Below are 12,706 nucleotides of genomic sequence, written 5' to 3'. Positions count from 1 at the left end.
GCTATCCGCCCTTAAAGAACTGCTTTGGGGTAGGAACCCAGCACCTTGAGTGCCACTGCTTCCTGACTGATTTTCTCCAGCACACCTTTTACCAACGGATCGCGGTGGTGGCCGACGAAATCGATGAAGAACACGTAGGTCCATTTACCGCTGCGCGACGGACGGGTCTCGATCCGTGTCAGATCGATACCGTTATCGTGGAACGGCACCAGCAGCTCATGGAGCGCACCGGGCTTGTTGCTCATGGAGACGATGATCGAGGTCTTGTCGTCGCCGGTCGGCGGTGCTTCCTGGCTGCCGATGATCAGGAACCGCGTGGAGTTGTCCGGGCGATCTTCGATTTTCTCGGCCAGGCGAGTCAGCCCGTAGAGGCCGGCCGCCATGTCACCAGCAATCGCCGCCGAGTTCCACTCACCCTTGACCCGCTTGGCCGCTTCGGCGTTGCTCGACACCGCCACGCGCTCGACATTCGGGTAATGCGCATCCAGCCACTTACGGCACTGGGCCAGGGACTGGGCATGGGAATAGATCCGGCTGATGCTGTCGGTCTTGGTGCTCTCGCCCACCAGCAAGTGATGGTGGATACGCAGCTCGACTTCACCGCAGATCACCATGTCATGCTCAAGGAAACTGTCCAACGTGTGGTTGACCGCGCCTTCGGTGGAGTTTTCCACCGGCACCACGCCAAAATTCACCGCGCCGGCCACCACTTCGCGGAAAACTTCGTCGATGGCCGCCATCGGCTTGCTGATCACGGCATGGCCAAAATGCTTCATGGCGGCGGCCTGGGTGAAGGTACCTTCCGGCCCCAGGTAGGCGACTTTCAGCGGCTGCTCGAGGGCCAGGCATGAAGACATGATTTCGCGGAACAGCCGCGCCATCTCTTCATTGCCCAGCGGCCCCTTGTTGCGTTCCATGACACGCTTGAGTACCTGCGCCTCACGCTCAGGGCGATAGAACACCGGCACTTCGCCTTCGGCCAGGGAGGACATTTTCACCCGTGCCACTTCCTGAGCGCAGCGCGCACGCTCACTGATCAGTTCCAGGACCTTTTCGTCCAGGGCGTCGATGCGCAGGCGCAGTGCCTTGAGTTCTTGCTCAGCCATCAGCCATGTTCCTTCTCGAACTCTGCCATGTAGGAAATCAGCGCGTTGACCGCGTTGATGTCGACGGCGTTGTAGATGGAAGCACGCATGCCGCCTACCGAACGGTGCCCCTTGAGGTTCAGCAGCCCACGCTCGTCGGCACCGGCCAGGAATGGCTTGTCGAGACGGTCGTCGGCCAGGCGGAACGGCACGTTCATCCACGAACGGTCGGACTTGTTGATCGGGTTGCTGTAAAGGCCGCTGGCGTCGATGAAGTCATAGAGCGTGCGCTGCTTCACGTCATTGAGCTTGCCAATGGCTTCGACACCGCCCTGCTCCTTGAGCCATTCGAACACGAGGCCAGACAGGTACCAGGCCAGGGTCGGCGGGGTGTTGTACATCGAGCCGTTGTCGGCCGCGACCTTGTAGTTGAGCATGGTCGGGCACAGGGAACGGGCGCGACCCAGCAAGTCTTCACGAATGATGTTGACCAGGATGCCGCTCGGGCCGATGTTCTTCTGGGCGCCGGCGTAGATCATGCCGAAACGGGAGATATCCACCGGGCGCGAGAGGATGTCCGAGGACATGTCGGCCACCAATGGCACGTCGCCGGTTTCCGGGATCCAGTTGAATTCCAGGCCGCCGATGGTTTCGTTCGGCGCGTAGTGAACGTAGGCCGCGTCCTTGGACAGGCTCCATTCGTTCTGGCCGGGAATGGCAAAATAATCGTAGGGCTTGGCGGTGGCGGCAACGTTGACGTGGCCATAACGCGAGGCTTCTTCGATGGCTTTCTGCGACCAGATGCCGGTGTCGATGTAATCGGCCTTGCCGCTTTCCGGCAGCAGGTTCAGCGGGATCTGGGCGAATTGCTGGCTGGCGCCGCCCTGCAGGAACAGCACCTTGTAATTGGACGGAATGTTCAGCAGATCACGCAGGTCCTGCTCGGCCTTGGTGGCAATGGACACGAACTCATCGCTGCGATGGCTCATTTCCATGACGGACAGGCCCTTGCCATGCCAGTCGAGAAGTTCACCTTGGGCACGCTTCAGGACCGCTTCAGGAAGCGCCGCCGGGCCGGCACAGAAGTTATAGGCTCTCTTGCTCACATCCAATCTCGCTCTGATCTGGGGGTTCACGCAATTAATACGGTATCAGGTGGTGCGCACTGTGGACCTAGGGTGTGGGAGCAAGGCTTGCTCCCACACAAGCCTTGCTCTCACAAAGCTGCAATTTGATACGAAATTTCAAAAGGGACAAACAACAAGGGGGCGAATCTTCATCCGCCCCCTGCGTGTCCGCTTAGTCCTGCGGTTCTTCTTCGTCTGCGGCGGCGTCAAGCGGTTGGTCGCCGGTCATGTCGTCGACATCAGCACCGAGGGTGCCGTCGAACGCCTCGCCTTCCTCACCTTCCAGCTCCTCGCCTTCGACTTCCGATGGCTCCTGGACCCGCTCAAGCCCCACCAGCGTTTCGTCGCTGGCCAGTTTGATCAGGGTCACACCCTGGGTGTTACGGCCCAGGCTCGACACTTCGTCGACCCGCGTACGTACCAGGGTGCCCTGGTCGGAGATCAGCATGATCTCTTCGCCATCGAGCACCTGGACAGCGCCAACCAGACGACCGTTACGGTCGTTGCTGACCATGGCGATCACGCCCTGGCCGCCACGCTTGTACTCAGGGAACTCGCTGATGGCCGTGCGCTTGCCATAACCACGCGCCGAAGCGGTGAGGATCTGGCTGCCTTCTTCGGGGATCAGCATGGAAATCAGCTTCTGGCCTTCCGGCAGACGCATGCCGCGCACACCGCGGGCGGTACGGCCCATGGCGCGAACGTCGGATTCCTTGAAGCGGGTGACCTTGCCGCCGTCGGAGAACAGCATGACTTCACGCTCGCCATCGGTGATGGCGGCCGAAATCAGCACGTCGCCTTCGTCCAGTTCCAGGGCAATCAGGCCGACGCTGCGCTGACGACTGAAGGATTCCAGCGGGGTCTTCTTCACGGTGCCATTGGCAGTCGCCATGAAGATGTAGTGACCTTCGGTGTATTCCTCCACCGGCAGCATGGTGGTGATGTATTCACCATCGTCCAGCGGCAGCAGGTTGACCAGCGGACGACCGCGGGCGGCACGGGACGCTTCGGGGATTTCATAGGTCTTGAGCCAGTACACCTTGCCTTTGCTGGAGAACAGCAACAGCGTGGTGTGACTGTTGGCGACCAGCAGGTGAGCGATGTAGTCCTCGTCCTTGACGCCTGTAGCCGACTTGCCTTTGCCGCCGCGACGCTGCGCCTGGTAGGCCGCCAGCGGCTGGGTCTTGGCGTAGCCGCCGTGGGAAATGGTCACCACGCGCTCTTCTTCCGGGATCATGTCACCCAGGGTCAGGTCCAGGCGTGCGTCGAGGATCTCGGTACGGCGCACGTCGCCGTATTCGGCACGGATGACTTCCAGTTCTTCGCGGATCACTTCCATCAGGCGCGTGGCGCTGTTGAGGATGCGGATCAGCTCGCCGATCTGGTTGAGGATCTCCTGGTACTCGGCCAGCAGCTTCTCGTGTTCCAGGCCGGTCAGACGGTGCAGACGCAGTTCCAGGATGGCTTGCGCCTGTTCCGGGGACAGGAAGTACTTGCCCTCGCGCAGGCCGTATTGCGGGTCGAGGTTTTCCGGACGGCACGAGTCGGCGCCGGCACGTTCGACCATCGCCACCACCGCGGTGGATTCCCAAGGCGTGCTGATCAGCGCTTCCTTGGCTTCCGACGGCGTTGGCGAGGCCTTGATCAGGGCGATGACCGGGTCGATGTTCGACAGGGCAACGGCCTGACCTTCAAGGATGTGGCCACGCTCGCGCGCCTTGCGCAGCTCGAATACGGTGCGACGGGTAACCACTTCGCGACGGTGACGCACGAAGGCTTCCAGCAGGTCCTTGAGGTTCAGGATCCGCGGACGACCGTCGATCAGCGCCACGATGTTGATGCCGAACACCGCTTGCAACTGGGTCTGGGCGTAGAGGTTGTTGAGGATCACCTCGGGCACTTCGCCACGGCGCAGCTCGATCACGACGCGCATGCCGTCCTTGTCGGACTCGTCCCGCAGCTCGGTGATGCCTTCGAGCTTCTTCTCCTTGACCAGCTCGGCGATCTTCTCGATCAGACGGGCCTTGTTCAGCTGGTACGGAAGTTCGGTGATGACGATCTGCTGGCGGCCACCGACCTTGTCGATGTCTTCGATGGTCGAACGGGCGCGCATATAAATACGGCCACGGCCAGTGCGGTAGGCTTCGATGATACCGGCGCGACCGTTGATGATCGCGGCAGTCGGGAAGTCCGGGCCCGGGATGTACTGCATCAGCTCATCGACGGTCAGCTCGGGATTGTCGATGAGGGCCAGGCAACCGTCGATGACTTCACCGAGGTTGTGCGGCGGGATGTTGGTCGCCATGCCCACGGCGATACCGCTGGAGCCGTTGACCAGCAGGTTCGGGATACGGGTCGGCATGACCGCCGGGATCATTTCGGTGCCGTCGTAGTTCGGCACCCAATCCACGGTTTCTTTATGCAAGTCGGCCAGCAGTTCGTGGGCCAGCTTGGTCATGCGCACTTCGGTGTATCGCATGGCCGCGGCGTTGTCGCCGTCCACCGAACCGAAGTTGCCCTGGCCATCTACCAGCAGGTAGCGCAGGGAGAATGGCTGCGCCATCCGCACAATGGTGTCGTACACGGCGGTGTCACCGTGGGGGTGATACTTACCGATCACGTCGCCGACGACACGGGCGGATTTCTTGTACGGCTTGTTGAAGTCGTTGCCCAGCTCGCTCATCGCGAACAGCACGCGCCGGTGCACGGGCTTCAAGCCATCGCGCGCATCCGGCAGCGCCCGCCCGACGATTACGCTCATTGCGTAGTCGAGGTAGGACTGTTTCAGCTCGTCTTCGATATTGACCGGGAGGATTTCTTTGGCCAGTTCGCCCATGAGAAGCCTGATTCCTTTTTCTGGTGAAACCTCGTCACATCCAGATGGGACGAACGAAGCTCGCCGCTGCAGAACAAATGCCGTGCAGCGACTTACGACAAATCAACGAGTTATGCCTTGGATCTGCGCAGTAAAGGCCACCTCGCGAGGCGGCCTTGGAAACCGCCGGATGTTATCACAAGAGCCGCCACGCACCTATCCCCCTGATGCGCATGGTGCGTAGTTAGTTGACCGGTGACAGGCTGATATTGGACCAGAGGGGCTCAGAGGCGCTGCGAATGAAGAATTGGGTGGAAAATGCAAGGTCTTTGTTGACTTTTCGGACCTAATCGCGAGCAGGCTCGCACCCACAGGGGATTTTTGTATGCCTGAGATTTAGGACACAACACCGATCCAATGTGGGAGCGAGCCTGCTCGCGATAGCGATATATCTGACGACAACTGTCTCAATGCAACCGCTTGCGGCACATCAACTGCGCCAGCTTCGCGGTATCCGGGCGCTCGACGATGCCCTTTTCCGTGACGATGACGTCGATCAGGTCCGCCGGAGTGACGTCGAACACCGGGTTGAAGGCGTCTACATCCGCTCCGACCCGTTTGCCGCCAACTTCCAGCAGCTCGCGTCCGTCGCGCTCTTCAATCGGGATGTCGTCACCGCTGGCCAGGCTCATGTCGATGGTCGAACTCGGCGCCACCACCATGAAGCGTACGCCGTGGTGCATGGCGCAGACCGCCAGTTGATAGGTGCCGATCTTATTCGCCACGTCGCCATTGGCAGTGATGCGGTCGGCACCCACGATCACCCAGGTCACACCCTTGGTTTTCATGATGTGGGCCGCGGCGGAATCGGCGTTGAGGGTTACCGGAATGCCTTCGTTGGCCAGCTCCCACGCGGTCAGGCGCGACCCCTGCAGCCACGGACGGGTTTCATCGGCATAAACCCGTTCGACCATGCCTTCGAGGAACGCACCGCGGATCACCCCCAGGGCCGTACCGAAGCCGCCGGTGGCCAGGGCGCCGGTATTGCAGTGGGTCAGGATAGCCTGGGCGTTGCCCTGATGCTTGCGGATCAGGTCGACGCCGAGCTGGGCCATGGTCAGGTTGGCCTCTCGGTCGCTTTCATGGATTGCGACAGCTTCAGCCTCAAGGACAGCCAGCGGCTCGGCATGTTCTTTCAAACGCCCCAGCCGGTCGCGCATCCTGTCCAGCGCCCAGAACAGGTTCACCGCTGTCGGCCGGGAATCGGCCAATAAAGCAAAATCGGCTTCCAGGGCCGCTTGCCAGTCACCGCCCTCGGCCACCCTCGCCCGCGCTGCCAGCACCACGCCATAGGCCGCACTGATGCCGATGGCCGGTGCGCCACGTACCACCATCGAGCGAATAGCCTCGGCCACACCAGCGGCACTGGTGTAGGCGATCCAGTTTTCCTCGAACGGCAAAATACGCTGATCCAGCAGATACAGGGCGCCATCCCGCCAATCGATGGCTTTCACTTTCTCCGCAGCCAACAGTCGATCGCGCATCCCACACCCCGCACTCATGAACAAAGCCGCCGATTATAGCGATCCCTCCGCGAAGACGCTCGGGTATACTTCGCCATCCCTTATAACCCATGGAACCGTTCCACGATGCCCAAGCCTGCCGTTGCGCTCGACTTATTATTGCTGCCGACCTGGTTGGTGCCTGTCGAACCCGCCGGCGTGGTGCTCAAGGATCATGGCCTGGGCATTCGCGACGGTTGCATCGTCTTCATCGGCCCGCGGGCAGAAGCCCTGAAGTGTGACGCCACCCAGGTCCGCGAATTGCCGGGCATGCTGCTCAGCCCAGGCCTGGTCAACGCCCACGGCCATGCGGCAATGACGCTGTTCCGTGGCCTGGCCGACGATCTGCCCTTGATGACCTGGCTCGAGCAACACATCTGGCCGGCCGAAGCCAAGTGGGTCGATGAAGATTTCGTACGCGACGGCACCGACCTGGCGATCGCCGAGCAGATCAAGGGCGGCATCACGTGTTTCTCTGACATGTATTTCTACCCCAAGGTTGCCAGCGAACGCGTCCATAACAGCGGCATTCGCGCGCAAATCGCCATTCCAATCCTGGATTTCCCGATCCCCGGTGCCGCCAGTGCTGACGAAGCCATTCGTCAGGGCATCGAATTGTTTGGCGACCTCAAGCACCATCCACGGATCAAAGTTGCATTCGGCCCGCATGCGCCCTACACCGTGGGCGACGAGAACCTGGAGAAAATCCGTGTGATCGCCGAGGAGCTCGACGCCGCCATTCATATGCATGTTCACGAAACCGCCTTCGAAGTGCAGCAGGCTGTGGATAACACCGGTGAGCGGCCAATGGCCCGATTGGGGCGGCTGGGTCTTCTGGGGCCGCGCTTTCAGGCCGTGCACATGACCCAAGTCAGCGATGAAGACCAGGCTTTGCTGGTAGAAAGCAATTGCAGCGTGATCCATTGCCCGGAATCGAATCTGAAGCTGGCCAGCGGTTTCTGCCCGGTAGAGCGCTTGTGGCAGGCTGGGGTCAATGTGGCGATCGGCACCGATGGCGCGGCGAGCAACAACGACCTAGACCTGCTCGGTGAAACCCGCACCGCCGCGCTGCTGGCCAAGGCCGTCGCCGGTTCGGCCACGGCCCTGGACGCTCACCGTGCGTTGCGCATGGCCACGCTCAATGGCGCCCGCGCGCTGGGCATCGAAGCGACGATCGGCTCGCTGGAAGTCGGCAAGGCCGCCGACCTGGTGGCCTTTGACCTGTCGGGCCTGGCGCAGCAGCCGGTCTACGACCCAGTGTCGCAACTGATCTACGCCACGGGCCGCGATTGCGTGAAGCACCTGTGGGTGGCCGGCAAGCCGTTGCTGGAAGATGGCCGGCTGACCCGCCTGGACGAGTCGCACCTGACCACCACAGCCCAGGCCTGGGGTCGCCGCATCAGCGGCCACAACGAATAACCACACCCCTGGAGCCACGGCTCGGGGTACACGATTTTTCAAGTTTTTCGAGGATCTGCACATGAGCAACGTCGACCACGCCGAAATCGCCAAATTCGAAGCCCTGGCCCATCGCTGGTGGGACCGTGAAAGCGAATTCAAACCGCTGCATGACATCAACCCGCTGCGGGTCAACTGGATTGACGAACGGGTCAACCTGGCCGGCAAGAAGGTGCTCGACGTCGGCTGTGGCGGCGGCATCCTCAGCGAAGCCATGGCGCAGCGCGGCGCGACGGTGATGGGCATCGACATGGGCGAGGCGCCGCTGGCGGTTGCGCAACTGCATCAATTGGAATCCGGCGTCAGCGTGGAATACCGGCAGATCACCGCCGAAGCCCTGGCCGAGGAAATGCCTGAGCAATTCGACGTGGTCACTTGCCTGGAAATGCTCGAACACGTGCCGGATCCGTCATCGGTCATCCGCGCCTGCTTCCACATGGTCAAGCCTGGCGGCCAGGTGTTCTTCTCCACCATCAACCGCAACCCCAAGGCGTACCTGTTCGCCATCATCGGCGCCGAATACATCATGAAGCTGCTGCCGCGCGGCACCCATGACTTCAAGAAATTCATCCGGCCTTCGGAGCTGGGCGCCTGGAGCCGCATGGCCGGGCTGACCGTCAAGGACATCATCGGCCTGACCTACAACCCGCTGACCAAGCACTACAAGCTGGCCGCCGACGTTGACGTCAACTACATGATCCAGACCCTGCGCGAGGAGTAAGTCGATGCGTCTCAAGGCGATTCTATTCGACATGGACGGCACGCTGCTCGACACCGCGCCGGACTTCATCGCCATCTGCCAGGCCATGCGCGCTGACCGTGGCTTGCCACCGATGAACACACAGCACATTCGCGACGAGATTTCCGGCGGAGCCCGGGCAATGGTCGCGGTAACCTTTTCCATGGACCCGGAATCACCGGGCTTCGAGGAACTGCGCCTGGAGTTCCTCGACCGCTACCTCAAGGGTTGCGCGGTCCACAGCCACCTGTTCGACGGCATGGCCCAAGTGCTGGCCGACATTGAGGCGGCCAACCTGATCTGGGGCGTGGTCACCAACAAACCGCTGCGCTTCGCCGAGCCGATCATGCAGCAGTTGGGCCTGGCCGAGCGTTCGAAGGTGCTGATCTGCCCTGACCATGTGAAAAACAGCAAGCCGGACCCGGAGCCGCTGACCCTGGCATGCAAGATGCTCGACCTGGACCCGGCCAGCGTACTGTTCGTGGGAGACGACCTGCGAGACATCGCGTCTGGTCGCAGCGCCGGCACCAAGACCTGCGCGGTGACCTACGGCTACATCCACCCGGACGACAACCCCAGGCATTGGGGTGCGGATGTGGTCATCGATCATCCCTCGGAGCTGCGCAAAGTGCTGGATAACGCGTTATGCGGTTGCTGAGCTGACCGAATCGGCGCTAACGCTCTTGTGGCGAGGGAGCTTGCTCCCGCTCGGCGGCGAAGCCGTCGCCTGCTGACTCAGGGACCGCTTCGCGATCCAGCGGGAGCAAGCTCCCTCGCCACAAAAAGCTCACTTGCCATGACAGCCCTGTGCCACAGGTACTGTGCTGCTTTAATTGTTGAGGTTTTTTATGTTTGATTATTCCGCCCGTCCCGACCTGCTCAACGGCCGGGTCATTCTGATCACCGGCGCCGGTCGCGGGATTGGTGCCGCTGCGGCCAAAGCCTACGCCGCCCATGGTGCAACCGTGTTGCTGCTAGGCAAGACCGAAGCCAACCTGACACAGGTCTATGACGAGATCGAAGCGGCTGGCCATCCCCAGCCGGCGGTGATTCCGTTCAACCTCGAAACCGCCCTGCCCCATCAATACGATGAGCTGGCGGCCATGATCGAAACCGAATTCGGTCATCTGGACGGGCTGCTGCACAACGCCTCGATCATCGGCCCACGCACGCCGCTGGAACAGTTGTCCGGCGAGAATTTCATGCGGGTGATGCAAGTAAACGTCAACGCCATGTTCATGCTCACCAGCACCTTGCTGCCGCTGCTCAAGCTGTCCAAGGATGCGAGCGTGGTGTTCACCTCCAGCAGCGTCGGGCGCAAGGGCCGGGCCTACTGGGGCGCTTACGGCGTGTCCAAGTTCGCCACCGAGGGGCTGATGCAGACGCTGGCCGACGAAGTCGACACCGTCGCACCGGTACGTGCCAACAGCATCAACCCCGGCGCGACCCGCACCAGCATGCGCGCCCAGGCCTATCCGGGGGAAAACCCGCTCAACAATCCGACGCCTGAAGAAATCATGCCGGTCTACCTGTACCTCATGGGGCCGGACAGCACCGGCATCAACGGCCAAGCCTTCAACGCACAATAATTGCGCTGCCCCACGCCGCGACGATTTACCGTCGCGACGCCGCCTTCTGCGGCGCCCAACCAGACAAACCGCCAAGCCCATGTCGCCCAAAAAGACCACAGGACACTCACAATTTACTGTCAATTCATTGATTCCTAACCTGTTTTTATTCTAATGAACTGAATGGCACGACTTTCGCTCTAAATACCCTCAAACACGCCATGTTCGGCGGGAACGGGACGCTGGGACGAGATTTACGCCTGACAGGGAAGCGGACTAAACTCAAATCAGATGTCCTACGGGACTGAAGGAACAGTACGACGCGCAGCCTAAAGCCGCCTCACCCAGCCTGTCAGGACAGATTTAGCTTAGGGGCTCACGCCATATGAAAACGCCCACCCAGATGAACGCGATTGACTTCGACAGCGCCAAACTGCAGCGCCTGGGCTTCGGCCAGGCGATGCCGCTCGTGGTGCGGTCCGTCAACCTTTCGCAATTGCGTCAGCACCTGGGCCAACAATTGCAGACCAGCCTGGAGCCGCAACGAATCCTGGGTCTGTTTTTCCGGGAAGTTCAGCGACTGGTGCCCCTGGATGCGTTGGCTTATCAGCACAAACCCAGCGATCTGCGTCTGGAGTTCGGGCAGCGTGGGCATCACATCCTCAGCTACACCCTCAGCCATGACGGCGAACACTTGGGCGAAGTGGTATTCCGTCGCAATCAACGCTTCGCCGAGTCGGAACAGAGCGACCTCGAGTCGCTACTCTCGACGCTGTTGTACCCGCTGCGCAATGCCCTGCTCTACCGTGCCGCTACACAGAGCGCCCTGCGCGACCCGCTGACCGGCACCGGTAACCGCATCGCCATGGACCAGACCCTGGTGCGCGAAATCGACATGGCCAGGCGTCATTTGCATCCATTGTCGCTCCTGATGCTCGACATCGATCATTTCAAGCACATCAACGACAACCATGGGCACGGTGTCGGCGACGAGGTGCTCAAAGCCGTTGCCGAGTCGATCAAGAGTCAACTGCGCAATGTGGACATGGTGTTCAGGTTCGGCGGAGAAGAGTTTCTGATCCTGCTCTCCAACACCAGCCGGGACGCCGCGGCCATGATCGGTGAACGACTGCGCTATGCCGCTCAGGTGCAGGATTATTTTGCCGAAGGCGCAAGGATTGAACTGACGGTGAGCTTGGGTTGCGCAACATTGCTGCCGGGCGAATCAGCTGAAAGCCTGCTGCGTCGGGCCGACAGCGCGCTGTACGTGGCCAAGCGCGAAGGACGAAATCGGCTGGCGATGGCGGGTTGAAACAAACCAAGCGAGCGCAGCACATTCAACATCTTCACAAGCTGAACCACCGCTATCGCGAGCAGGCTCGCTCCCACAGGGGGTTGGTGGGGGGTATGAATATCGAAGCCAACAAAAAAGTGAGAGCGAGCCCACTCGCGATGATGATCTGGCAGTCAACCTCTGCGTTGACTGTCCAGACCTCTTCGCGGGCAGACTGGCTCCCACATTGTTGGCTATGTGTAGCAGCAGAAATCAGCTTTCGGCCAGCGCCAAGCGCTCACGGGCAGATGAAGATTTCTCGACAGACTCCGAATGTTCCAGTTGCATGCAGCGTTCCAGGAACAGGTACATGTAGTCGTAGCTCTTGCACACGGCCTGACGCAGCTCCGCTTGCAGGGCCTTGCTCGGATTCATGCCCGCCAGGGTACAGATGATTTCCAAGGCTTCCCAAGGGTGGGCATCGTCGTACTGGGCGTGCATCTTCAGCCATTTCATGGCCCGTTTGCGGTCTTCCTCGGCAAAAGCTGCCGCGTAGACGCCGCTGGAACACACCAACGCCGACCACTCCCCGGTCGCCCCCTCGATGGCATAGTTGGTCGCCGCGATTGCCACGATCAGCGAGTCCGACGAGCTGGTGTGCCAGCACCAGTGGCTCAATGCATGGAGCTCGGGCGGCACATGCTGCGCTTGCAGATCTTCCAGAGTCACGCCATGGGCGGCGCTCCAGTTCACCCAGTAATCGGCATGATTGAGTTCTACACGAATGTTGCGCATCAGCCAGCGACGCGCCATGTCCTCACCGGGATGGCGGGCAAAGCGGGTCTTGGTGAGGTTTTGCCCCATGTATAAGGCGAACTGTTCAACGACCGGCCAACCACCGATGAGGTAGTGGCGCATGGTTTTGGCGCTGAGCTTGTTGTCACGCATTCGTTGATACAGCTCATGTTCGACAACCCGGCGTTTGCTCTCGCTGCAATCGGTAATGAGCTGTTGTGCCCATTGCGGATAGCTTTGAGCGTCCATGAGCGGGCCTGTTCGGTTGAATGTGTCGATCACTG

10 protein-coding genes are annotated in these 12,706 nt (G+C 60.9%); 5 read left to right on the top strand and 5 right to left on the bottom strand.

Going from position 1 to position 12,706, the window contains the following annotated elements; translation table 11 throughout:
* Positions 1 to 11: 11 nt before the first annotated feature.
* From pheA to mtnA, 4 genes are all read right to left on the bottom strand, one after another.
* A complete protein-coding gene (gene pheA, locus ACA047_RS09185) occupies positions 12 to 1,106 on the bottom strand; it encodes a prephenate dehydratase (RefSeq protein WP_497358604.1) in 1,095 nt (364 codons plus the stop codon).
* Complete coding sequence (gene serC / locus ACA047_RS09180; protein ID WP_497358602.1) at positions 1,106 to 2,191, bottom strand: 3-phosphoserine/phosphohydroxythreonine transaminase; 1,086 nt, start codon at positions 2,189 to 2,191, stop codon at positions 1,106 to 1,108. The genes pheA and serC overlap by 1 nt, the downstream gene beginning before the upstream one ends.
* Positions 2,192 to 2,384: 193 nt before the next feature.
* Positions 2,385 to 5,048, bottom strand: coding sequence for a DNA gyrase subunit A (gene gyrA, locus ACA047_RS09175; protein ID WP_497358601.1), 2,664 nt, complete (start codon positions 5,046 to 5,048; stop codon positions 2,385 to 2,387).
* 446 nt (positions 5,049 to 5,494) lie between these two features.
* Complete coding sequence (mtnA, locus tag ACA047_RS09170) at positions 5,495 to 6,571, bottom strand: S-methyl-5-thioribose-1-phosphate isomerase (RefSeq protein WP_497358599.1); 1,077 nt, start codon at positions 6,569 to 6,571, stop codon at positions 5,495 to 5,497.
* Positions 6,572 to 6,676: 105 nt separating this feature from the next.
* On the opposite strand from mtnA, the gene ACA047_RS09165 reads away from it, so the two are divergent.
* From ACA047_RS09165 to ACA047_RS09145, 5 genes are all read left to right on the top strand, one after another.
* Positions 6,677 to 8,008 (top strand): TRZ/ATZ family hydrolase, encoded by a 1,332-nt coding sequence (locus ACA047_RS09165; protein WP_497358597.1) that lies wholly within the window; start codon positions 6,677 to 6,679, stop codon positions 8,006 to 8,008.
* 61 nt (positions 8,009 to 8,069) lie between these two features.
* Positions 8,070 to 8,768: a bifunctional 2-polyprenyl-6-hydroxyphenol methylase/3-demethylubiquinol 3-O-methyltransferase UbiG gene (gene ubiG / locus ACA047_RS09160; RefSeq protein ID WP_497358595.1), complete on the top strand. Its 699-nt coding sequence runs from the start codon at positions 8,070 to 8,072 to the stop codon at positions 8,766 to 8,768.
* A gap of 4 nt (positions 8,769 to 8,772) precedes the next feature.
* Complete coding sequence (mupP, locus tag ACA047_RS09155; protein ID WP_497358593.1) at positions 8,773 to 9,444, top strand: N-acetylmuramic acid 6-phosphate phosphatase MupP; 672 nt, start codon at positions 8,773 to 8,775, stop codon at positions 9,442 to 9,444.
* Positions 9,445 to 9,634: 190 nt separating this feature from the next.
* Positions 9,635 to 10,375: a YciK family oxidoreductase gene (locus ACA047_RS09150; RefSeq protein WP_497358591.1), complete on the top strand. Its 741-nt coding sequence runs from the start codon at positions 9,635 to 9,637 to the stop codon at positions 10,373 to 10,375.
* 364 nt (positions 10,376 to 10,739) lie between these two features.
* Complete coding sequence (locus ACA047_RS09145) at positions 10,740 to 11,666, top strand: GGDEF domain-containing protein (RefSeq protein WP_497358589.1); 927 nt, start codon at positions 10,740 to 10,742, stop codon at positions 11,664 to 11,666.
* A gap of 234 nt (positions 11,667 to 11,900) precedes the next feature.
* Here the strand turns inward: ACA047_RS09145 and ACA047_RS09140 are convergent, their stop codons facing one another.
* Complete coding sequence (locus tag ACA047_RS09140) at positions 11,901 to 12,671, bottom strand: iron-containing redox enzyme family protein (protein ID WP_497358587.1); 771 nt, start codon at positions 12,669 to 12,671, stop codon at positions 11,901 to 11,903.
* Positions 12,672 to 12,706 lie beyond the last annotated feature (35 nt).

This window comes from Pseudomonas sp. LBUM1664 (assembly GCF_059695895.1).
This window is presented reverse-complemented; position numbering and strand designations above follow the sequence as displayed.